18 protein-coding genes are annotated in these 22,133 nt (G+C 71.4%); 4 read left to right on the top strand and 14 right to left on the bottom strand.

Features of this window, described 5'->3' with window-relative positions:
- Positions 1-130: 130 nt before the first annotated feature.
- Positions 131-358 (top strand): helix-turn-helix domain-containing protein, encoded by a 228-nt coding sequence (locus AB4030_RS15550; RefSeq protein ID WP_442280114.1) that lies wholly within the window; start codon positions 131-133, stop codon positions 356-358.
- Positions 359-394: 36 nt separating this feature from the next.
- Here the strand turns inward: AB4030_RS15550 and AB4030_RS15545 are convergent, their stop codons facing one another.
- The gene (locus AB4030_RS15545) at positions 395-940 is read right to left on the bottom strand and encodes a hypothetical protein (protein WP_442280113.1); all 546 of its coding nucleotides are present in this window, start codon (positions 938-940) and stop codon (positions 395-397) included.
- Between the two features lie 99 nt (positions 941-1,039).
- Here AB4030_RS15545 and AB4030_RS15540 point away from each other — a divergent pair, with 99 nt between their 5' ends.
- Positions 1,040-2,050 carry a LysM peptidoglycan-binding domain-containing protein gene (locus AB4030_RS15540; protein ID WP_442280112.1) on the top strand — a complete coding sequence of 337 codons (1,011 nt, stop codon included), beginning with the start codon at positions 1,040-1,042 and terminating at the stop codon, positions 2,048-2,050.
- Positions 2,047-2,589: an Rv3235 family protein gene (locus AB4030_RS15535; protein WP_442280111.1), complete on the top strand. Its 543-nt coding sequence runs from the start codon at positions 2,047-2,049 to the stop codon at positions 2,587-2,589. The genes AB4030_RS15540 and AB4030_RS15535 overlap by 4 nt, the downstream gene beginning before the upstream one ends.
- A 139-nt stretch (positions 2,590-2,728) precedes the next feature.
- Here the strand turns inward: AB4030_RS15535 and secA are convergent, their stop codons facing one another.
- The 9 genes from secA to AB4030_RS15490 all read right to left on the bottom strand — a co-directional run bounded on the left by secA (position 2,729) and on the right by AB4030_RS15490 (position 14,718).
- On the bottom strand, positions 2,729-5,560 hold the full coding sequence (secA, locus tag AB4030_RS15530; RefSeq protein ID WP_442280110.1) for a preprotein translocase subunit SecA: 2,832 nt from the start codon (positions 5,558-5,560) through the stop codon (positions 2,729-2,731).
- Between the two features lie 201 nt (positions 5,561-5,761).
- The gene (locus tag AB4030_RS15525; RefSeq protein WP_442280109.1) at positions 5,762-7,000 is read right to left on the bottom strand and encodes a winged helix-turn-helix domain-containing protein; all 1,239 of its coding nucleotides are present in this window, start codon (positions 6,998-7,000) and stop codon (positions 5,762-5,764) included.
- Entirely contained in the window at positions 6,997-7,686 is a 690-nt protein-coding gene (locus tag AB4030_RS15520) for a response regulator (RefSeq protein WP_442280108.1), read from the bottom strand. The genes AB4030_RS15525 and AB4030_RS15520 overlap by 4 nt, the downstream gene beginning before the upstream one ends.
- A 132-nt stretch (positions 7,687-7,818) precedes the next feature.
- Entirely contained in the window at positions 7,819-8,469 is a 651-nt protein-coding gene (gene hpf / locus AB4030_RS15515) for a ribosome hibernation-promoting factor, HPF/YfiA family (protein ID WP_442280107.1), read from the bottom strand.
- 269 nt (positions 8,470-8,738) lie between these two features.
- Complete coding sequence (locus AB4030_RS15510; protein ID WP_442280106.1) at positions 8,739-9,599, bottom strand: ComF family protein; 861 nt, start codon at positions 9,597-9,599, stop codon at positions 8,739-8,741.
- A gap of 152 nt (positions 9,600-9,751) precedes the next feature.
- Complete coding sequence (locus tag AB4030_RS15505; protein WP_442280105.1) at positions 9,752-11,545, bottom strand: LpqB family beta-propeller domain-containing protein; 1,794 nt, start codon at positions 11,543-11,545, stop codon at positions 9,752-9,754.
- On the bottom strand, positions 11,542-13,281 hold the full coding sequence (gene mtrB / locus AB4030_RS15500) for an MtrAB system histidine kinase MtrB (protein ID WP_442280104.1): 1,740 nt from the start codon (positions 13,279-13,281) through the stop codon (positions 11,542-11,544). Before mtrB ends, AB4030_RS15505 begins: the two co-directional genes overlap by 4 nt.
- Before the next feature lies 1 nt (position 13,282).
- Positions 13,283-13,960 carry an MtrAB system response regulator MtrA gene (gene mtrA / locus AB4030_RS15495; RefSeq protein ID WP_442280103.1) on the bottom strand — a complete coding sequence of 226 codons (678 nt, stop codon included), beginning with the start codon at positions 13,958-13,960 and terminating at the stop codon, positions 13,283-13,285.
- 218 nt (positions 13,961-14,178) lie between these two features.
- Positions 14,179-14,718 (bottom strand): hypothetical protein, encoded by a 540-nt coding sequence (locus AB4030_RS15490; RefSeq protein WP_442280102.1) that lies wholly within the window; start codon positions 14,716-14,718, stop codon positions 14,179-14,181.
- 311 nt (positions 14,719-15,029) lie between these two features.
- Here AB4030_RS15490 and AB4030_RS15485 point away from each other — a divergent pair, with 311 nt between their 5' ends.
- The gene (locus tag AB4030_RS15485) at positions 15,030-16,406 is read left to right on the top strand and encodes a hypothetical protein (RefSeq protein ID WP_442280101.1); all 1,377 of its coding nucleotides are present in this window, start codon (positions 15,030-15,032) and stop codon (positions 16,404-16,406) included.
- 87 nt (positions 16,407-16,493) lie between these two features.
- On the opposite strand, the gene ahcY is transcribed toward AB4030_RS15485, so the two are convergent.
- The 4 genes from ahcY to AB4030_RS15465 form a co-directional block, all read right to left on the bottom strand.
- Positions 16,494-17,930: an adenosylhomocysteinase gene (ahcY, locus tag AB4030_RS15480; RefSeq protein WP_442280100.1), complete on the bottom strand. Its 1,437-nt coding sequence runs from the start codon at positions 17,928-17,930 to the stop codon at positions 16,494-16,496.
- A gap of 578 nt (positions 17,931-18,508) precedes the next feature.
- The gene (locus AB4030_RS15475) at positions 18,509-19,450 is read right to left on the bottom strand and encodes a DUF808 domain-containing protein (RefSeq protein WP_442280099.1); all 942 of its coding nucleotides are present in this window, start codon (positions 19,448-19,450) and stop codon (positions 18,509-18,511) included.
- 42 nt (positions 19,451-19,492) lie between these two features.
- The gene (locus AB4030_RS15470) at positions 19,493-20,884 is read right to left on the bottom strand and encodes a mycothione reductase (RefSeq protein ID WP_442280098.1); all 1,392 of its coding nucleotides are present in this window, start codon (positions 20,882-20,884) and stop codon (positions 19,493-19,495) included.
- 95 nt (positions 20,885-20,979) lie between these two features.
- The gene (locus AB4030_RS15465) at positions 20,980-22,128 is read right to left on the bottom strand and encodes an SIS domain-containing protein (protein WP_442280097.1); all 1,149 of its coding nucleotides are present in this window, start codon (positions 22,126-22,128) and stop codon (positions 20,980-20,982) included.
- Positions 22,129-22,133 lie beyond the last annotated feature (5 nt).

The raw sequence follows: 22,133 nt of genomic DNA, 5'->3' as shown, positions 1-22,133 counted from the left end.
ACATCTTGCAGCACGTGGGGGCGAAACGCTCGTCGAGCGTGCACAGGTGGGGACAACGGGCGAGCCAGTTGCGGCGGGTCTCTAGGATGATGAGGTCCGTCGACGAGGCGGTGACAGAGAAGGAGTCAAGGTGGCCCAGCGGTTCCTGCAGCTCGCCGAGGTGTCGGAGATCCTCAACATCTCCTCGGCGCAGGCCTACGCCCTGGTGCGTTCCGGGGAGCTGCCGGCCATCAAGATCGGCGGGCGGGGCCAGTGGCGCGTCGAGGCCACCGAGCTCGAGAGCTACATCCAGCGGATGTATGCCGAGACGAAGTCCTTCGTGCAGGCCCACCCCTTCGGCGGCACCGGCGAGGAGTGAGGTCGGGCCGGGTGCCCGGGCTGAACGGTCGTGCACCTAGAGACGGCGGACCGACCCGAGTGACCAGAACGGCACCAGGAGCCGGCCGGTGACGTTCGCCGTGCGCCGGACCTCGTCGGAGGCGTGCTCGGCGAGCTCGAGGTGGTCGGCGCCGACGACGTCGATGGTTCCGGTCACCCCCTGACCGTCGACGTCGGCCACCTCCACCACCGCCCGGTCCCTGCTGACGGCGCGCAGGGCCGCCCCCAGGCCGAACCGTCGGGCCACGACCGACGGAGTGAGCGCTCCCGGACCGACCCCGGACACGGCACGGACCGCGGCGAGCGCCACCAGGACGGGGCGGCCCGGTGCCGTCTCGACGAGCGCCCAGTCGGGGCCCACGTCCACGAGGCAGCCGGCGACCACGCGTGCCGGCAGGCGCAGACCGACGTGTGATGACCCGACGTTGGCGAGCAGGCGGGTGTGCACGTCGAGCAGCGCTCGCTCCCGCCGGGTGCGGTCGGCGACCTCTGCCTCGAGCTCACGGACGTCGTCGAGAGCCAGCTGCGCCTCGAGATCGTCGAAGAGTCGGTCCCACCGCATGCGCTCCACCCTCCCTCGCCGAAGCATCGGGCGCCACCCGATGTCCCTTGACCAAAACCATACTTGACCAAACGCAAGCAAACGACATTCAATGATGGCATGTACAGGGGATCAGCATCAACCATCCGCGCCGGGTCGCGGCCAGCACGAGCCCGGCACGAACACCGCCGGCGCCGGCCGGGCGCGGGGGCCGGTCCGGGGACGACCGTCCGGGAGCTCGTGGGCGGCCTGGTCGGCGTCGGCGTCGCCGTCGCGGCCATGGCCCTGCTGATGACCGTCGTCCGACAGGGCGCGCGCCTCCCGGCGGCCGCCCGTCTTGACGACGTCCTGCTCCTGCTCCTCGGGTGGGTCGGTGTGCTGCTGGCAGCCTGGCTCGCGCTCGGCTCCCTGCTTGCGGTGGCCGCGCTGCTGCCCGGAGCCGCCGGGCGCGCGGCTGCGAGTGTCGGGGACCGCATCACGCCGCTGGCGGTGCGCAAGATCCTGGCCCTGACGCTGGGGGCCTCGGTCGGCTCACTGGCCCTGCCGCCGACTCCCGTGTCGGTCGCCGGATCCGGTCCGGTCGCCCGAAGCACGGACCCCGGGGTCCCGGCGGGCGGCAGCGCGACGCCGAACGACCTGGCGCCGGGGTTCGCACCGACCGAACCGACGCCCGGCTTCGCCCCGACGGTCGACCGAGGGCAGGGTGCCACCCCCGCGCCCTCCGTCGAGCCCGCAGTCCCCCCGACGCCTGCCGGCCCGGGCTACGTCCCGACGGCTCCTCCACCGGTCCACGACACCGACCTCCCCCGACTGCTGGCGCCGGCACCCAGACCGACGTCGGCGGCCCACGACCTCGTAGCTGTTCGCCGCGGCGACTCCTTGTGGTCCATCGCGGCTCGACACCTGGGACCGGGCGCCACCGCCGCCGAGATCGCCTGGGAGTGGCCCCGGTGGTATGCCGCGAACCGTGCCGTCGTGGGCGACGACCCCGACCGGCTCACGCCGGGACAGCTGCTGCGACCGCCGCCGGCGACCTTCCCAGCGACCGCGGCGCTCCCCTCCGCGCCTGGCCTCGGGACGCCTGCCGGCACCCTCACGAGCGCGCCCGCCCAGCAAGGAGCCCCGCGATGACGCGAGCCACCGCGGCAACAGCCGCCCTGTCGACCACCCCCGCGCCGGCCGGCTTCACCGTGCGGCGCATCCCCCAGACCGCGCCACGGGTCATCAGCGCCGACGAGGCGTGGCACGGCGAACTGCCCTACGCCCAGGACGCCCTCGCCCTCGACTTCCTCGGCGCCCGCGACGACGAGGACTTCGGTCGCCAGCCCACCCGCTCGAGCCAGCTGCCCGAACCGGCGCCGCTGGTGGCTCGCCTCGCACAGGCCATCATCGAGGTGGTCTCGGGGCAGCGACCGGCGCCGCAGCTCATCCGGCACACCGCCCCGACCATCTACTCGGTCATCGCCCGCCAGGCCATGGTCGCGGGTCGCCGCCGGACCCCCGGACCACGACGACCTGCGATCGTGCGCCGAGTTCGGGTGTGCGAGCCCGCCGACGGGATCGTCGAGGCCTGCGCGGTCGTCGTCTCGCACGGCCGCGTCCGGGCCCTGGCACTCCGGCTCGAAGGCCTCGACGGCCGCTGGCTCGTCACCGCCCTCACGATCGGCTGACCGTGGCGCCGACGCCGGGGCGCGCCATCCCGTGGTGTCGGCGGCCCACCCGGCATACGCTCCCTGTCGGACACGAACGGCCCGGGCAGCCTGTAGGTGCCCGGGCCGTCTGCCCCGCGCTGTGCGGGAAGAACGTGGATCAGCGGCGCTTGCGCTTGACCTTCTTGCCGCGGCGGTCGGCCTTGCGCTCCACCGTCTGCTGGTCGCCGGACTCCACCGCCCGGCCGTCCTCGCCGGGGGCGGTGTACCGCAACCCACCGGAGCGCTGGCCGTCAGTGTCGAGGTCCACGCCGGACACGCGGACGCCAGACCCGAACGGTCGACGCCCGGCCGCCACGGCCTCGTCCTCCTCGCCGCCCGCCGCGGCGCCTGGCGCGTCGTCGGCCACGTGGGCGTGGTCGGCGAGGCCACCCATGAGGTCACCGACCGACATCGGCGTGGCGCCGACGGGAGCCGCCGCCGGCTCCGGGAGCTGCACCTCGACTGAGAAGAGGTGGCTGACCGACTCCTCCTTGATCGCCTCCATCATCGCCTCGAAGAGCTGGAAGCCCTCACGCTGGTACTCGATGAGGGGGTCACGCTGGGCCATGGCGCGCAGGCCGATGCCCTCCTGGAGGTAGTCCATCTCGTAGAGGTGCTCGCGCCACTTGCGGTCGAGGACCGACAGGACGACACGACGCTCGACCTCGCGCATCGTGTCCGAGCCGAGGGCCTCCTCGCGCTGGTCGTATGCACGGTGGGCGTCGGACATCAGCTGCTCGCGCAGGAGCTCGGCCGTGATGGCCTGCCGCCCGCCGGCCATGTCCTCGACCTCCTCGACGGTGAGCGAGACGGGGTAGACCTGGCGCATCGCGTCCCAGAGCTTCTCGAGGTCCCAATCGGCGGCGAAGCCGTCGGCGGTCGCGGCGTCGACGTACGAGCCGACGACGTCGTTGACGAACATGCGCAGCTGCTCGTGCAGGTCCTCGCCCATGAGCACGGCACGGCGCTCGTCGTAGATGACCTGGCGCTGGCGGTTCATGACGTCGTCGTACTTGAGGACGTTCTTGCGGATCTCGTAGTTCTGCGCCTCGACCGAGCCCTGGGCCTTCTGGATCGAGTTCGTCACCATCTTGCTCTCGATCGGCACGTGGTCCTCCATGCCGGCGGTCTGCATGAAGCGGTCGACGAGACCGGCGTTGAACAGGCGCATCAGGTCGTCGTTGAGCGAGAGGTAGAAGCGGGACTCCCCCGGGTCACCCTGACGACCGGAGCGGCCTCGCAGCTGGTTGTCGATACGGCGCGACTCGTGCCGCTCGGTGCCCAGGACGTAGAGCCCGCCCAGCTCGGTGACCTCCTCGTGCTCGGCCGCCACGTCGCGCTCGGCCTTGGCGAGCGCCTCGTCCCACGCGGCTTCGTACTCCTCCGGCGTCTTGTGCGGGTCGAGCCCGCGACGCTTGAGCTCCGCGACGGCCCGGAACTCGGAGTTGCCGCCGAGCATGATGTCGGTGCCGCGACCGGCCATGTTGGTCGCGACGGTCACGGCGCCCTTGCGACCGGCGTCGGCGACGATGGCGGCCTCGCGCTCGTGCTGCTTGGCGTTGAGCACCTCGTGCTTGATCCCGCGCTTCTTCAGCTGCTGGGAGAGGTACTCGCTCTTCTCGACCGACACGGTGCCGACGAGGACGGGCTGGCCGACGGCGTGCTTCTCCGCGATGTCGTCGACGACGGCGTCGTACTTGGCGACCTCGGTGCGGTAGACGAGGTCGGCCTGGTCCTTGCGGATCATCGGACGGTTCGTCGGGATCGGGATGACGCCGAGCTTGTAGATGGAGTTGAGCTCCGCCGCCTCGGTCTGGGCGGTGCCCGTCATTCCGGAGAGCTTGTCGTACATGCGGAAGTAGTTCTGCAGGGTGATCGTGGCGAGCGTCTGGTTCTCGTTCTTGATCTCGACGCCCTCCTTCGCCTCGATCGCCTGGTGCATGCCCTCGTTGTAGCGACGGCCGGGCAGCATGCGACCGGTGTGCTCGTCGACGATGAGGATCTCGCCGTTCATGACGACGTAGTCCTTGTCCTTCTTGAACAGCTCCTTGGCCTTGATGGAGTTGTTGAGGTAGCCGATGAGCGGGGTGTTGACCGTGTCGTAGAGGTTGTCGATGCCGAGCAGGTCCTCGACCCGGGCGATGCCCGACTCGAGGACGCCGACGGTGCGCTTCTTCTCGTCGACCTCGTAGTCGCCGCGCCCGTCCTCGCCACGGTTCAGGCGAGCGGCGATGCGCGCGAACTCGACATACCACTTGGTCGCGAGGTCGGCCGGGCCGGAGATGATCAGGGGGGTGCGGGCCTCGTCGATGAGGATCGAGTCGACCTCGTCGACGATGCAGAAGTTGTGGCCGCGCTGGACGAGCTCCGACGGGTCCCACGCCATGTTGTCGCGCAGGTAGTCGAACCCGAACTCGTTGTTCGTGCCGTAGGTGATGTCCTTGGCGTACTCGGCGCGGCGCTGCTCGGGCGTCATCTGGCTGAGGATGCAGCCGGTCTCCATGCCGAGGGCGCGGTGCACGCGGCCCATCAGCTCGGACTGGTACTCGGCGAGGAAGTCGTTGACGGTGATGACGTGGACGCCCTTGCCGGACAACGCGTTGAGGTAGCTCGGCAGGGTCGCGACGAGCGTCTTGCCCTCACCGGTCTTCATCTCGGCGACGTTGCCCTGGTGCAGTGCGGCGCCGCCCATGAGCTGCACGTCGAAGTGGCGCTTGCCCAGCGTGCGCTTGCTCGCCTCACGCACGGCGGCGAAGGCCTCCGGCAGGAGCATGTCGAGCGTCTCGCCGTTGTCGAGACGCTCGCGGAAACCCTTGGTCTCGTCGCGCAGCTCCTCGTCGGACAGCTTCTCGAAGTCGGCCTCGAGGGCGTTGACCTGCTTGGCGATGCCCTGGAGCTTCTTCAGGGTCCGGCCCTCGCCGGCGCGAAGCAGCTTCTCGATGACGGCCATCTGGTGATCTCACTCCCGACTGAACGTGTGGACGCGCCCGGTGGGCGGGCTCCATCGCCCGTGATGGGTCACGGGACCCGCCTAGGCTAGCCGCCTTGCGGACACAACGACCAACGCACCGGCGCGTGGTCCGGTTCCGATGCCGTTCGGACGGGGGGTCTGGCGCCACCCGAGGGCGTATGCCGGGTGCTCCGGGCACGCTCAGCGGCTGACCATCGTCCCGGCGAGGTCGAGGGCGGCATCGCCGGCGAGGTCGACGCGGCCGAGTCCGAGCCAGCTCGCCATGGACTCGAGGTTGGCGAGCAGTGCCGGGCGCGCCTCGGCGGGTGCCTGCGGCTCCCACGTGACCCGATGGCAGCGGAGCACGCCCGCGGCTCGGTCGGCCTTGAGGTCGCAGCGCGCCACGAGGGCGTCGCCGTGGAGGAAGGGCAGCACGTAGTAGCCGTGCACGCGCTTCTCGGCGGGGGTGTAGATCTCGATGCGGTAGTGGAAGTCCCAGAGCGCGTGGATGCGGTCGCGCTGCCAGACCAGCGAGTCGAAGGGGCTGAGCAGCGCCTCGGCGTGGACGCGTCGGGGCAGCCGGGCCTCCGCGTGCAGCCAGGCCGGCTTCCACCCGGGCACGGTGACCGGGATGAGCTCACCCTCTGCGACGAGGCGCGCGATGGCCGGGCGGGCGTCCTCGCGCCTGATCCGGAAGTAGTCGGCCAGGCAGAGCTCGGTGCCGACGCCGTGCGCCCGGGCCGCGATGCGGACGAGCTCGACGAAACGCTCCGGGTCGGCCTCCGCGCCGGGACGCTCGGTCCAGGCCTCACGCAGGGGCGGCGGCGCGGTGGTCGCGAGGGCGGCATACCGACGCTCGAACGCAGTGGTGCGCCCGACCGAGCTGATCTGCCCGGCCCAGAAGAGGTACTCGAGTGCCTGCTTGACCTCGGACCAGTTCCAGCCCCAGTGGTCGGTGCGGCGGGGCTGGTCGTGGGCGAGGGCGACCTCCACCTCACGTGCCGTCATCGGGCCGCGGGCCTCGACCTCGGCTCGGACCAGATCGACGTAGTCGGGGCGCTCCTCGAGGATGCGCCGCATCCCGCCCCAAGCCTTCTCGGCGGCGGCGCGCATCCGGAAGTCGAGCAGCGGCCAGGTCGAGGGCGGCACGAGACTCGCCTCGTGCGCCCAGTACTCGACGAGGCGACGGGGCGCCCGGTCACGGGCCCGGTCGAGCAGCGCGGTGTCGTAGGGCCCGAGCCGGGAGAAGAACGGGAGGTACTGGCTGCGGGCGAGCACGTTGACGCTGTCGATCTGCACGACACCGACCCGGTCGACGACGCGCTGGACGTGGCGCATCGTCGCAGCGAAGGGTGCGGGACGCGGGTCGAGGAAGCCCTGGGCGGCGATGGCGACGCGTCGGGCCTGCCCTCGCGTGAGGCTGCGGGTGGCGGCGCTCATTCGCCGGGGTCGATGAGCCGCTGGCGGACGGCATACATCGCTGCCTCCATGCGCGAGTGCATCTGGAGCTTGTCGAGGATGTTGCGGATGTGGTTGCGCACGGTGTTCTCGGAGATGAACAGCTCCCCCGCGATCTCCCGGTTGAGCCGGCCGCGGGCGACGAGCTTGAGGATCTCGAGCTCACGGTCGGTCAGGCGCGGCAGCTCCAGTCCGGACACCGGGGCCGGGGCGGTATCGCGCTGGCTGATCTGCTTGAACTCCTCGAGCAGCTTGGAGGCCATCGACGGCGAGAGCAGGGACTGGCCGTGGAAGACGCTGCGGATCCCGGCCGCGACCTCCTCGGGAGGCACGTCCTTGAGGAGGTAGCCGTTGGCCCCCGCGCGCACCGCCTCGAAGAGGTTCGCCTCGTCCTCGGAGCTCGTCAGCATCAGGATGCGGGCCGAGGGCACGCGCTGCTTGATGACCCGGCAGGCCTCGATGCCCCCGCGCTTGGGCATGCCGACGTCCATGACGATGACGTCGGGAACGATCTCCTCGGCCCGATCGACCGCCTCGACCCCGTCCGCTGCCTCGCCGACGATCTCGATGCCCTCCTCGACCGCGAGGACGGTCTGCAGGCCCCTGCGGTAGAGCGCGTGGTCGTCGACGATGAGGACACGGATGACGTCGGTGGTCGGCGGGTTCACGCCCCCATCTTGGCGCACACCACCGTCACACCGCCCGTCGGATCCGCGTGGCCGCGACTCGGACGTGAAGACCGGTCGGGGCGCCCCCTCGAAAGGGGACGCCCCGACGTGTCGGCGTGCAGGAATCGTGGTTCAGCCCGTGGCGGCCACGTCGGCGTCCACGTCGGTCTCGAGGTGCAGGACCCCGTAGCTCCAGCCGCGTCGCCGGTACACCACGCTCGGGCGGTCCGTGTCCGCGTCGTGGAAGAGGAAGAAGTCGTGCCCGACGAGCTCCATCTCGTTCACGGCGTCCTCGAGGGTCATGGGCGCTGCCGTGTGGATCTTCTCGCGGACCTCGATGGGCGAGTTGCCGAGTGCACCGAAACGCTCGAGGTCATCGACCCGGTCGTCGCGGGTGTCGGCGTCGGAGCCGGCCAGCGCCGTCCCGTCCGCCAGGGAGTCGATGCGGGCGGTCGCGTGCGCGACCGACTCCGGGATCCGTCGTCCGCGACTGACCTTGCGCTTGTCGTGCACCCGCCTGAGGCGGTCCATGAGCTTGTCGACAGCCATGTCGAGCGCGGCGAACTTGTCATCGAGACAAGCCTCCGCCCGGATCACAGGCCCCTTCGCATGGCACGTGATCTCGACCTTCTCGGACCCGCGGGCAACCCGCTCGTGGGTGACGACGACGTCGATGCGGTGCACCTTGGGGGCGAGCGCGGGCACCTTGGCCAGTCGCTCGTCGAGCTGCTCACGGAATCGGTCGGGGATCTGGACGTGACGTCCAGTGACGACGATCTCCACGGTTCCTCCTTGATCGCGCACGTCTTCTTCGTGCGGTGCAGTGAGAGTGGTTTTGGGCCTCTGGTCACCTTGGACCGGGCCCACCGGTCATCCAGGCACCACCTCTTCCTGTTGATCTCGTCCCGGGTCGACGGCCGGACGGCCGCACCCGTGGGACGGGGTCCATGACCCGACCCTACTTGCGCCGCGCGTCCACTGGAAGGCGTGCAACGCCCTCAGACCGGAACAATCCGCGCCGCACCCGCAGGGCCCGTCCACAGGTCGCGTCTTCAGCCGCGAGTGCGCTGGGTGGCCGCGATCGAGGCACCCACGACAGAGCCCGAACCGGCGGCCCGCAGGGCTCTGGCGCCTTCGGCGAACGTCGCACCCGTCGTCACGACGTCATCGACCAGCAGGATTCGGCGTCCGCCGATCACGCTGTGCCACAACGGGATCACCGAGAGGGCGCCGGAGAGGTTGCCGCGCCGCTCAGCCGTTCCCAAGCCGGACTGGTCCTCCACCCGGCGCACGTGGCGGAGTGCCGGCGCCACTCGGAGGACGGGTCCGCCTCGATCCGTGAGCTCCGCGACGGCTGCGCGGCAGAGTGCGGCCATCGGTGTGTCGCCGCGCTCGCGCACGGCGTGTCGCGACGAGGGTGCAGGGACGACGACGACCACTCCGTCGGCCCAGCCCGCGCCCCTGAGGGCGCCGTCCACGGACGCGGCGAGCAGGGGTGCCAGGACGGCTTCGAGGTCGCGCCGGCCCACGTCCTTCCATGCCGACACGGCAGCCCGGAGCGGGTCGGCGTAGATCCCCCAGGCGTGCACCGGCGGCATGCCGGCCGGTGCCGGGTGCGGCACGACCCAGGGGCCGCCGCCGTGCTCGACCACCGCAGCCCCCTGCACGGTCGCCGGGGCCGCACCCGGCTGCAGCAGGCCCCGGGCCGGTGCCTCGAAGGCCAATCCCAGCAGCGCCCGTTGGCACCGCGCGCACCAGTCCGCGCCGGGGCGGAGGCACCCGCCGCACTCACGGGGCAGGACGAGGTCGACGAGGGCGCTGCCCCTCAGCCGCGACAGGGCCCGCCCGACGCCGCTCCCGACGTCACGACGCCTCCGCGGATCGGTGGGTCCGGTCGCGCCACGCCCAGCCACGAGACCACCAGACAGCATCGGACGTGGAGACGTGAGACGGTTCGCAGGGTCTGGGGACGACGGCGTGTCGCCGCGGGGGGATGTGGACCCGGAACCGCAAGCCGCTGGATCGCTCTCTCTGGACCACGCCGCCCTGACCAACCGGGCCCGGGTCAGCCTCCCGGCACGAGCACGTCGCTGCCCCGCTCGATCTGCGGCCAGTTGGACCCGGCTCGCGCCAGCACGCGGTGGTCGCTCGTGACGATGAGGATGCCACGGGGTCCGCCGACGGTCGTGATGCTCACGGCGCCCGGGACCGCGTTGAGGCGACCGATCCCCGGAGCGGTCCCGTCGACGCCCGCACCGAGCGTGGCCAGCCAGGGGCGCACGGCGTCGCTCGCCCCCACCTGGCCGAGGACTGCGTAGTTCGCCGGGTCCAGCCAGGTGACGTCCTGGATGCGGGTCAGCGACTGGGCCTGGCGCAGCGGCGGCGACAGGGCCTCGGGCTCGCTGTTCGTGGCCCGGACGATCCCGCTGAGGCCGAGCTGCGCGTCACCCCCCGAGCGGTCGGTGGTCACGACGAGCACGCGGGCGCCGTCCGCCGCGACGGCGAGCGCCGTGATGCGACGGTTGCCGAGCCACGGTGTCCTGATCGGCTTCGGCGCGGACTTGGGGTCGCTCGAGACGGAGTCGAGGACGTAGACGCGGTCGTTGCCCCGGTCGTCGGAACCGGCGATCCAGAGGTAGCCGTTCGCGTCGAACGTCGGTTGCGTCAGCGACGTGGCGAACGACGGGACCGGCCTGGTCGGCTCCGTGGCCCGCCAGATCGAGAGGTCGCGGCGGTCCGCCGACACGGCCGCGACCTGCTTGCCGTCGACGGAGAGCGCGAGACCGCCCCACGTGTCGGGGACACGGGCGATGTCCCCGTCCTTGGGTTTGAGGTCCGGTCGCTTCGACGCCTGCGTGTCGGGGACGTAGCGGGGATCGAAGCGCCGGATGGCATCGCCGTCGCGCAGCAGGGCGGTGTCGAAGACCGCGGTGGCGGCGACGTCGTAGCCGAGGTCCGAGGCGGACTCCACCGACGTCACGCCACCCGGCAGCTCGAGCTGGGTGTTGTCGACAGCCAGCGACACCGACCCGACCGAGGCGACCTGGCCCAGCGTCTTCGTCAGCTGTGCCCACATCGCCGCGCGGGCGGCGGGGTCGGCGGAGAGCGCCTCGCTGCTGAGGTTGACCAAGGCCCTGCCGCCGGTGACCGGGACGGCGTTGACCGCCAGGCGCGTCCCCGTCGGCACCCCACTGGTGACCGCGCCAGCCAGGTGCGGGGGCACTGAGCTGAGCTGGGCGCGGGCCAGGGTCGTGGCCAGACGGGTCCCGATCGGGAACCAGCGCGGGTCCGGGACGAGGTCCCGGTCGTTGGGGGCGACGTAGTAGATGAACCGCTTGACGAAGACCCGGTTGAACTGGTCGTTGTCGAGCCACAGCCCGAACCCGCCCGGAGGCAGCTCGACCCGCCACTCGCCGCCGACCTTGGTCAGGCCGAAGACGACCTTCTCGCGAGTCCCCGGTGGCTGCTCGATGTAGCGTCCGTCGGGCGTCAGCCGGGCCATGCCGGCCGCACTCACCTCGACGGCGTCACCGGGGAGCTGCTTGACCGTGAGATCCCCGTCGTAGACCACGACGTCCTCGCTCGACCATCGCCAGAGGTCCACCGACTGCGGCGCGAGGAACAATCGGCCCGTGGCATGGGTCTCGTCGATGTCCTCGCCGGCGCGCAGGAACCCTCGAACCACTGCCTCCTGGCTGGCACCGTCGACGGGTCCGACGGCCACGACCCGGACGGGCTCGTTGAGGACCTCGCCCAGGGCGCGTCCCTCGACGACCGGGCCGGTGCTCGGCAAGCCGCCGCAGGCGGCGAGCACCGTGGACGCGACGAGGAGCAGCCCCGCGAAGCGGCGGCCTCTCACGGTGCGCGCTCCACGACGATGCGGCGCAGGCGCAGCGTGTCGTCGTCGGCGGGCTGGACCGGGCCGGATGGCTCGTCGCTGCCCGAGTCGTCGCCGCCTCCACGGAGGCGASCCGCCTCGGCAGCGAGCGGGCTGAGCGGCAGCGGTGAGCTGGTGATCGTCGCGTCGGCCCGACGCGGCAGGGTGAGGCGGAAGCACGACCCCTCACCGCGCGCGCCCCAGGCCTCGAGCCGCCCGGCGTGCAGGCGCGCGTCCTCGAGCGCGATGGCGAGCCCGAGGCCCGTGCCGCCGGTCGTCCGGGCCCGGGCCGGGTCGGCCCTCCAGAAGCGGGTGAAGACGAGGGCCGCCTCCCCGGGGCGGAGCCCGACCCCGTGGTCGCGCACCGTCACGGCGACCGCGCTGTCGTTGGAGCCGATCGTGATCTCGATCGGCTTGCCCTCGCCGTGCTCGATGGCGTTGGAGACCAGGTTGCGCAGGATGCGTTCGATGCGCCGCGAGTCCATGTCGGCGACGACGGGGGTCGAGGGCGCGTTGACGACCAGCTGGGTGCCCTTGCGGGCGGCGAGGGTGCGGTGGGCGTCGACGGCTCGCTCGACGCACGCACGCAGGTCGCTGGCCTCGACCTCGAGCACCGCCGCCCCCGCGTCGAACCGGGAGATCTCCAGCAGGTCGCTGAGGAGGGACTCGAAGCGGTCGAGCTCGCCGCGCAGCAGCTCGGCCGAGCGCGCCACCGTGGGCTCGAAGTCACCGCGCGAGTCGTGGATGAGGTCGCCTGCCATCCGGATCGTCGTCAGCGGGGTGCGCAGCTCGTGCGAGACGTCGGAGACGAAGCGTTGCTGGACGCGCGAGAGGTTCTCGAGCTGCGCGATCTGCTGCTGGATCGAGGCCGCCATGCCGTTGAAGGAGGTGCCGAGCCGGGCGAGGTCGTCCTCGCCCTTGGCCCGCATGCGCTCGTTGAGGTTGCCCTCGGCGAAGCGCTCCGCGACGGCAGCCGCACGCCGGACCGGGTCGGCGACGAGGCGCGTCACGACGAAGGCGATGGCGCCGATGAGCAGGATGAGGGCCGCCCCGCCGAAGAGGAACGTCTGCCCGATGAAGCTGATGATCTCGCGCTCGCGGTCCATCGGGTAGATGAAGTAGAGGCCGTAGTTGCCGGCCACGGGCAGGACCACCGTCTGCCCGACGATGACGGCGGAGATGGTGTCGCCGCCCTCGTCGATGGTCGCGACCTGGAGGTGCTGCCGGTCGGGCTGTGCCGCGACCTGCTGGCGCAGCTCGTCAGGGATGAAGCGCACCCCGACGCTGCCGCTCTCGATCGGCCCGACGATGAACGGCGACGGGTTGTCGTCGAACCGGGTCAGCACGACGTAGCGCGTCTCGTTGCCGGCGTCGCGCCGGTAGGACTTGATCAGCGTCGTGGCGAACTGGGTCAGCTTGTCCTGCGTGTCGGTCTGGTCGGTGGAGTCGAACTGGCCCTGGGCGTCGGTGGCGTCGCGCAGGCTGTCCTCCGCGGCGATGCGTTGGCGGCTGTCGACGAGACCTTGGGCGATCGAGCCGTAGAGGTAGGTGCCGACGGCGGTGAGCACGAGGATGCCGAGCAGCATCGTCACGATGACGACGCGGAAGCCGAGCGAGGCCCGCCACAGGTGCAGGACCCGGTGCCACGCGCCGCGCAGCACCGAACCGACCCGCGTGGCCAGGCCCGCAGGTCCGTTTCGGGCCGCGCGCTCCGTCATGTCAGGAGGGGCCCGCCTTGTAGCCGACCCCGCGCACGGTCACGACGATCTCGGGCCGCTCGGGGTCGTGCTCGATCTTCGAGCGCAGCCGCTGGACGTGGACGTTGACGAGCCTGGTGTCACCGGCGTGGCGGTAGCCCCAGACCTGCTCGAGCAGCACCTCCCGGGTGAAGACCTGCCAGGGCTTGCGCGCCAGGGCGACGAGCAGGTCGAACTCGAGCGGCGTCAGCGAGAGGGACTCGCCGTTCCGCTTCACCGAGTGCCCCGCCACGTCGATGTCGAGGTCCCCGATCGACAGCCGCTCGGGCGCCGGCTCGTCACCACGACGGAGCCGGGCGCGGACGCGAGCGATGAGCTCCTGCGGCTTGAACGGCTTGACGACGTAGTCGTCGGCTCCCGACTCGAGCCCGACGACGACATCGACGGTGTCGGTGCGCGCGGTCAGCATGACGATCGGCACCCCGCTCTCGGCGCGGATGCGGCGGCACACCTCCATGCCGTCGAGACCGGGGAGCATGACGTCGAGCAGCACGAGGTCGGGCCGCGACTCACGGAACGCGCCGACCGCCTCTGAGCCGTCGGCCACGTGCGTGACGTCGAGCCCCTCGTTGCGCAGCACGATCCCGAGCATCTCGGCGAGTGCGAGATCGTCGTCGACGACCAGTACCCGACCCTTCACGACACACTCCTCCCCGGAACCGCGGATCCCGCGTCCCGTACGTCCTGACCAAATCATCACACACGCCTGACGGCCTGCTGACGCTCTTCGGTCCCCGCGGGGACACGCCGGAGGACGTATGCCGTCCGCGCGCGTCCCGGGGACGCGCCACCCGGCATACGTGGTCGGGCGCCGACGGCGGAGCGGACGGGTGGCCGGGACGGGTCAGCCGCGCACCGTCAGCCCTGCGTGACGTACCACTTGCCGCCGATCCTGACGGCCTTGAAGCTGGAGACCACGTCGGCGGCGAGGGCCGGCTCGGTCGTGACGCTCTCGAAGGAGGCGGTGTCGCCGTTGACGGTGGCTCCGGTGATCTTGAGGCCCTTGAAGGCGGCGCCGAGATCCTTGATCTGGTCGAGCATGGGCGTGATCGTCCTGCCACACGTCGCGGCGGCGCCGGGGATGCTCGAGATGGCCTTGCCCTTCGTGGCCATGAGCGCGCAGACCGAGTTGCCGTCACCGGCCACCATGGCGCCGAGCCACGACGTCATCGCAGCCTCCGGCGTGGACTGGTCGACCGGCCCCGCCGTCGCGCCGGCGGTGCTCGTGCCGGTGCCGGTGCCCGTCGGCGTGTCGCTCGACGTGCCGCTCGGGGTGGTCGCGCTCGACGTCGAGGCGGCCGGAGTGCTCGGCGGTGCTGCCTGGTCGACGGCCTTCGAGCAGGCGGCGAGCGAGACGGACAGCGCCAGTGCGAGGGCACCGGTCAGGAGCTTCTTCATGTCGGTCCTGCCAGACGGAAGGTCGGTGGGCACCCCCGATCCTCGCACGGTGCGCGCCCTGGCGATCGCTGCGGCGCAGGCCAGCTGAGACGCGGCACTCGGGCCGGAACGGCCGCAAATCCACCCAAAAGCCCCCGCCGTCCCGAGTCAGCGGGGATGATCGGGCGGTGACGACCGACACGCGGAAAGCCATTCCTGCCCCAGAGCTGGACAGGGCATCCGGCCCCACCCCTGCCGTGGCTCCCGGAATCGCCTCCGACGGCGACAGCGAACCGGCACCACGACTCGAACGCCGTGGCCCACTCCCCCTCGTGGTGCGTCAGGCGCTGCCCGGACTCGTCGTGCTGGTCGCGGTCGTGCAGCTCGCGCGGCCGGTCAGCGACCCCGACACGTTCTGGCACGTCGCGGCAGGAGACCGTCTGCGCGAGACGTGGACCTTCAACGGCCCCGACCCGTGGAGCACGATGTCCACCCAGCCGTGGCGGTTGCACGAGTGGCTCCCCGAGCTGCTCATGAGTTTCATGCAGCAGGTGCTGGGGCTGCCCGGCGTCGCTTGGCTGCTCCCCCTCGGCGGCGCAGCCATCGGCCTCACCCTGTGGCGCGCCACGAGGCCGCGGGCCTCGCTCCTCGCCTCCGCCGCCGTGACCTCCGTCGCCCTTGTTGCGATGAGTCAGAGCCTGTCGCTCCGCCCCCAACTGCTCTCGTTCGCTTTCGCTGTGGCGTTCACCGCCGCCTGGCTTCGGTCAGACGTCGACGGCCGTCCGCGTTGGTGGCTGATTCCTGTGACATGGCTCTGGGCCTGCGCGCACGGCATGTGGTTCTTCGGCGTCGTCATCGGTGTTGTCGCGATGCTCGGGATGGCGCTCGAGAGGTCGGTGTCCAGACGCGAGCTGCTGCGCCTCGCCCTCGTGCCGCTCGGCTCGTTGGTGGTGGCGGCGGTCACGCCCACCGGGCCGGCGCTGTTGTTGTCGCCGTTCGCCGTCAATGAGACGACGCAGTACATCGAGGAGTGGATGCCCCCGTCGATGCGGCAACCCGGCTTCCTAGCCTTCCTCGTCCTCGCCAGCACAGTTGTGCTCGTTTGGGCGCGGGCCCGGCACCGCCCGCGTTGGACCGCCATCCTGCTGACAGGTCTGGCGATCGGCCTGGCCCTGCTCTACAGCCGCACGGTCGCCGTCGGCGCCGCCGTCATCGCTCCCGTCGCGGCGGCGACCATCCAGGCGCTGCTCCCTCCCGACCGCGAGCCGATGAGCCGGCGGGAGGTATCGCTGACCCTGGGCCTCACGACGCTTGGCCTCGTCATCGCGGCCCTCATCCTGCCGACCAAGGCCGCGGTCCCGACGTGGGGGGCGAATGACCTCGACGCTCGCCTCGCAGCCCTGCCTCGGGACACCGTCGTGTGCAACGACTACGGCGTCGGGGGCTGGCTCATCTGGCGCCACCCGAACGTGCGCCCCACCATCGACGGGCGCGTCGAGGTCTACGCCACCGGCCACGTCAAGGATCACATCGACTTCGAACGAGCCGCGCCGGGTTGGCAAGCCTATCTGCAGCGGACCCGGTGCACCTACGCGCTGCTGACCAAGGACCAGCCGGTCGTCGAGGCGATGGTCCAGCAGGCCCACTGGACCGTGGCCGCCCGCGGCTCGACCTACGTGCTGCTCCGGTCGTCCGCCGCGACCGGCTGAGGTCACCCGAGACGGACGTATGCCGTCCCCCTCGCGAGGGGGACGGCATACGTTCTCGTGGCGCGGGCTCAGCCCGTCCGGGTCCGCTCAGTAGCGGTAGTGCTCCGGCTTGTACGGGCCGGCGACGTCGACGCCGAGGTACTCGGCCTGGCCCTTGGTCAGCTCGGTGAGCCGGACGCCGAGGGCGTCGAGGTGCAGGCGCGCGACCTTCTCGTCGAGGTGCTTCGGCAGCGTGTAGACCTGCTTCTCGTAGTCGCCCGTCTTCGTGAAGAGCTCGATCTGGGCGATCGTCTGGTTGCTGAAGCTGTTGCTCATGACGAAGCTCGGGTGGCCGGTGGCGTTGCCGAGGTTCATCAGGCGACCCTCCGAGAGCACGATGATCGAGCTGCCCGAGGTGAACGTCCACTCGTGGACCTGCGGCTTGATCTCGGTCTTCTGGATGCCGGGGACGCGGCCGAGGCCGGCCATGTCGATCTCGTTGTCGAAGTGGCCGATGTTGGCCACGATCGCCTTGTTCTTCATCTTCGTCATGTGCTCGGCGGTGATGACGTCGTAGCAGCCGGTCGTCGTGATGAAGATGTCGGCGGTCTCGACGACGTCCTCGAGGCGGGCGACCTGGAAGCCCTCCATCGCGGCCTGCAGCGCGCAGATCGGGTCGATCTCGGTGACGATGACGCGGGCGCCCTGGCCGCGGAGCGACTCGGCGCAGCCCTTGCCCACGTCGCCGTAACCGGCAACGACGGCGACCTTGCCGCCGATGAGGACGTCGGTGGCGCGGTTGAGGCCGTCGATGAGCGAGTGGCGGCAGCCGTAGGTGTTGTCGAACTTGCTCTTGGTCACCGCGTCGTTGACGTTGATGGCCGGGAAGAGCAGCTCGCCGGCCTCGGCCAGCTGGTAGAGGCGGTGGACACCGGTCGTGGTCTCCTCGGTGACGCCCTTGATGCCGGCGGCGACCGTCGTCCACTTCTGCGGGTCGGTGGCCAGCGTCTGGCGCACGAGCTCCTTGAAGACACCGAACTCCTCGGAGTCCTCCTCGGTGGTGGGCGGCACCTGGCCGGCCTGCTCCCACTCGCGGCCCTTGTGGACGAGCATCGTGGCGTCGCCGCCGTCGTCGAGGATCATGTTCGGGCCCTCGCCGCCGGGCCAGGTGAGGATCTGGTCGGTGCACCACCAGTACTCGGGGAGGGTCTCGCCCTTCCAGGCGAAGACGGGCACGCCCTGGAGGTCGTCGGCGGAGCCCTTCGGGCCGACGACGACGGCGGCGGCGGCCTCGTCCTGGGTCGAGTAGATGTTGCAGGAGGCCCAGCGGACCTCGGCACCGAGCGCGGTGAGGGTCTCGATGAGCACGGCCGTCTGGACGGTCATGTGCAGCGAGCCGGCGATGCGGGCGCCCTTGAGGGGCTGGGCCGCGGCGTACTCCTCGCGGATCGCCATGAGGCCGGGCATCTCGTGCTCGGCGAGTCGGAGCTGGTGTCGGCCGGCCTCGGCGAGGCTCAGGTCGGCAACCTTGTAGTCGAAGGACATGAGTGATCGTTTCCTTTGATCGTCGGTGTGCAGACCCGGCGCGCCCCTCTGGGCTCATCTGGCGGGTCATCACCCACGCCGGCAGTCGCCCAGTCTAGCGGCGCCGGGGCCCCGACCTCGACTGCCGTGTCGAACCTGCGCCGCCACGCCCGCAACTCCCCGGGGTCTGAGCGCACACCTCGTCTCGGCGCACCGACCCGGCCGGAGGCGGACTTGTCGCAGTCACCCGGCCCGAAACCGCCACACCTAATCCGCCCCGGCGGAGTTGTTGCAGTCACCAGACCGAAACCGCCACACCTACTCCGCCCCGGCGGAGTTGTTGCAGTCACCAGACCGAAACCGCCACACCTACTCCGCCCCGGCGGAGTTGTTGCAGTCACCAGACCGAAACCGCCACACCTACTCCGCCCCGGCGGAGTTGTCGCAGTCACCAGACCCGAAACCGCCGCACCTACTCCGCCCCGGCGGACTTGTGACGGGCGTGGCCGGTGGGCGACCCGACCCCGCGGCCTCCCCCGGCGGCTCCAGGAGAGGTCAGCACACGGCATATGCCACGTGGCTGGCTCCAGCGGTGCGGGTCAGTGCGTGGCCGCGCCTTCGTCGTGCTTCGTCCTGCGCGGGATGACGTGCAGGACGGCGACGACCAGCCCGCCGACGACGAGGCCGATGAGCGCCGAGGCGAGGGTGTTGACGACCCAGGCGAGAAAGCCGCCGATGCCCGCGACCCCGGCCACGCCCTCCTCGAGGTGGTGGACGAGGTCGTAGAGCGCGTGCCAGCCGAGCTCGTCGACCCCGACGAGCAGGATGTGGCCACCGACCCAGAGCATGGCGGCGATGCCGACGGTCGACAGCACCGACAGCAGCTTCGGCATCCCCTTGACGAGGCCACGTCCGACGCGCTGCGCCGCGCCGGAGTCGCGCCCGGCCAGGTGCAGGCCGACGTCGTCCATCTTGACGATGAGCCCGACGACGCCGTAGACGAGCGCCGTGATGAGCAGGGCGACGATGACGAGGATGATGAGGCGCGAGAGGAACGGCTCGGTGTCGACCTCGTTGAGTGCGATGACCATGATCTCCGCCGACAGGATGAAGTCGGTGCGGATGGCGCCCGTGACGACGGCGTTCTCGTCGACCTCGCCGACCTCGGCCTCCTCCTCACGGTGGCCCGAGATGATCTCCCAGACCTTCTCGGCGCCCTCGTAGGCGAGGTAGGCACCACCGACCATGAGGATCGGGGTCAGCAGCCACGGCACGAGCTGGCTGAGCAGCATGATGACCGGAAGGATGATGAGCAGCTTGTTGCGCAGCGAGCCGAGCGCGATCTTCTTGATGATCGGCAGCTCGCGCTCGGGCGCCAGGCCCTCCACGTAGCGCGGCGTCACGGCCGTGTCGTCGACCACGACACCGGTCGCCTTGACGCTCGCCCTCGCCGCGGCGGCGCCCACGTCGTCGACGGACGCCGCCGCGAGCTTCACGAGTGCCGCGACGTCGTCGAGTAGGGCTACGAGTCCGCCTGCCATGGCGTCATCCTAGGGTGGTCTGGGAGTCGGCTGGGAACGCGCTCAGACCGGGCCGTCGACCTTCAGTCCGAGCAGGGCGTTCTCGACGACCTCGGCGAGCGCCGGATGGATCCAGTACTGCCCGCGGGCCAGGTCGTGCACCGAGGTGCCGAACGCCATGCCCTGCACGAGCGGCTGGATGAGCGAGGTGGCCTGCGGTCCCATCAGGTGGGCGCCGAGGAGCAGCCCGGTCGTCGGGTCGGCGATGAGCTTGCACACGCTCGTCGTGTCCTCCATCGCCCAGCCGTATGCCGTGTCCCCGAACGCCTGGACATACGTCACGTGGGCGCGTCCCTGCTCGACGCACTCCTGCTCGGTCAGCCCGACGGTGGCGATCTGGGGGTGGCTGAAGACCCCCGAGGGCACGTGCTCGAGCGGCAGCCGGCGCAGGTCGTCGGGGTGCGCGAGGTTGTGCGCGATGGTCCGCGCCTCCGCGTTGGCGACGTGCTTGAGCTGGTAGGGAGCACTCACGTCACCGAGCGCCCAGACCCCGGGGGCGCTCGTGCGACCGTGGTCGTCGACCTCGATCCGTCCGTCGTCTAGGAGGCGAAGGCCGGCGGCGTCGGCGCCGAGGTCGGCCGTGTTGGGCTGTCGGCCGGTCGCGACGAGCAGCAGGTCGGCGTCGACGACCGCGGTGCTGTCGAGGTGGAGTCGCACCCCCGCTCCCCCGGTGCCGGGCTCGACACGCACGACGTTCGTGCCGGTGCGCACGTCCCACTGCTCGCGGGCGAGGTCGGTGAAACGCTGGGCGATCTCGGTGTCGAGGTGCCGCAGCAGGACCGACGATCGCGCCAGGACCGTCACGTGCACGCCGAACGAGGCGAAGACGTGGGCCATCTCGGCGGCGATGAAGCCGCCCCCGATGATCGCGAGCCGCTCGGGCAGTTCGTCGATGCGCATCACGGTGTCGGAGGTGTGGAAGGGCACCCCGGACTCGGTGACGACGTCGGGCACGACGGGGTGGGCGCCGGCGGCGACGACCACCTGGTCGGCCGTCAGCGACTCCTCGCGGCCGTCGCCGAGGGCGACCGTGAGCATGCGGTCTCCGGTGAAACGCGCGTGGCCGAGGTATGCCGTGGTGTACGGCCCGTCGACGCGGTAGCGCCGGCCACCGTCCGAGATGGGGTCGATGCGTCCGAAGACGCGGTCGCGCACGTCGGTCCAGCGCACGCCCTCGAGCGTCGCGTCGACGCCGTAGCGACCGGCCTCGCGCACGTCACGCGCGATGTCCGCGGCGTACACGAACATCTTCGTCGGGATGCAGCCGACGTTGAGGCAGGTCCCGCCGAACGTGCCGCCCTCGATGATGGCGACGCGCTTGTCGTCGAAGTCCGGCGTCACGAGCGAGTTGCCCGATCCGCTGCCGATGATGGCCAGGTCGAAGTGCTGCGTCACCGGGGCAGCCTACGTGGCGGCGGTCCGCCGTCCCCGAAACGGCATGGCGCCGGGCAGCCCGCTGGGCGGCATACGCCCTCGGTGGACCCGAGCGGTCAGTCCCCGCGGAAGCCCCGCAGCAGGCGGACGTGGGGTGAGGTGGCCGGGTCGAAGCCGAAACCGAGCGCCAGGTAGGTCGCGGCGAAGTCGGTCAGCGACACGTGGTGGGCGAGGCGGAGCAGCGGGTCGGCCGCGGGCGCGTCGACGAGCGACACCCGGACGCCGGCGTCCTCGGCGACGGAGACGACAGTGTCGGCCAGGCGGTGCCCGTCGCCGGTCGAGGTGTCGCGCAGCATGATGAGCCGCAGCGGCGCCCGGCTGGGGCCGTCGAGGAACGGGTCGGCGAAGATGTCGTCGCTGCCGCCACCGCCCGACTGGCCGGGAGACAACGGCCCGTCGAAGCAGGCGACGATCTGGCTCGCGGCGTCCGGCAGGCAGCCGTGGGCGACGGGCACCCGACCGGTGCGACCGAACATCGCGGCGGCCCGGCGAGCGGTGACGTCGCCGAACGGGCCTTCGCCGAGGACGATCGGGGTCGACTCGGCGAGCTCGGTCGCGAGGATCTTCGCCGGGTTGACGAACGACTCGGACGACGGCCGCGAGTCCGTGGCCGTGCGGTCGAGGAGGTCGGCGAGCTCCGACAACGTCTCGTGGCTGACGGAGGCGATGCCCATGGCATCGGCGGCGAGCAGCGCCGGCGTGGCCTGCGCCCACACCGACGTCCGCGACGAGGCCCCGCTGACGGCGATCGGCACGTGCACGCCGTGGGACCGCGCGCACACGTCGGCGAGCGGAGAGTCCGCGGCGCCGACCGTGACGAGGAACGCGCCGCGCCGTGCCGCCTCGGCGGCGAGGGCGAGGGTGCCCGCAGCGCGACCGGACTGGGACACGGCGATCACGACGTCGAGAGCGCCCACCCACCCCGGCAGGGAACCGGACGAGCAGCTCTGGACCGGCAGCGCGGCAGCGCCACGCGAGACGGCCTCGAAGAGGTCGGCCACAGCACCGGAGCCGCCTGCGGCTGCGACGACGACGCCGCGTGGCTCGACGTCCCGCAGCCGGTCGAGACCGGCCTCTCCCGCGGCGGACATCGTGCGCCGCACCTGCGCCCCGGCCCCGGCGAGGGCGCGGAGCGTCTCGGCGGAGTCGAGGGACGCCAGGGCGCCCTCGTCATCGAGGCGGGCCTCGTCGAACACGGCGCCCACCGGGC

The sequence above is a fragment of the Terrabacter sp. 2YAF2 genome, from assembly GCF_052114705.1.
GTDB lineage: Bacteria > Actinomycetota > Actinomycetes > Actinomycetales > Dermatophilaceae > Terrabacter.
The sequence above is the reverse complement of the archived record's forward strand: the minus strand, read 5'-3'. Positions and strand labels throughout refer to the sequence as shown.

Bases quoted from the DNA above. Each gene is read 5' to 3' on its own strand.
- AB4030_RS15545 (WP_442280113.1), bottom strand. From the start codon at position 940: ATGCGGTGGGACCGACTCTTCGACGATCTCGAGGCGCAGCTGGCTCTC.
- AB4030_RS15540 (WP_442280112.1), top strand. From the start codon at position 1,040: ATGTACAGGGGATCAGCATCAACCATCCGCGCCGGGTCGCGGCCAGCA.
- AB4030_RS15535 (WP_442280111.1), top strand. From the start codon at position 2,047: ATGACGCGAGCCACCGCGGCAACAGCCGCCCTGTCGACCACCCCCGCG.
- secA (WP_442280110.1), bottom strand. From the start codon at position 5,560: ATGGCCGTCATCGAGAAGCTGCTTCGCGCCGGCGAGGGCCGGACCCTG.
- AB4030_RS15525 (WP_442280109.1), bottom strand. From the start codon at position 7,000: ATGAGCGCCGCCACCCGCAGCCTCACGCGAGGGCAGGCCCGACGCGTC.
- AB4030_RS15490 (WP_442280102.1), bottom strand. From the start codon at position 14,718: ATGAAGAAGCTCCTGACCGGTGCCCTCGCACTGGCGCTGTCCGTCTCG.
- ahcY (WP_442280100.1), bottom strand. From the start codon at position 17,930: ATGTCCTTCGACTACAAGGTTGCCGACCTGAGCCTCGCCGAGGCCGGC.
- AB4030_RS15475 (WP_442280099.1), bottom strand. From the start codon at position 19,450: ATGGCAGGCGGACTCGTAGCCCTACTCGACGACGTCGCGGCACTCGTG.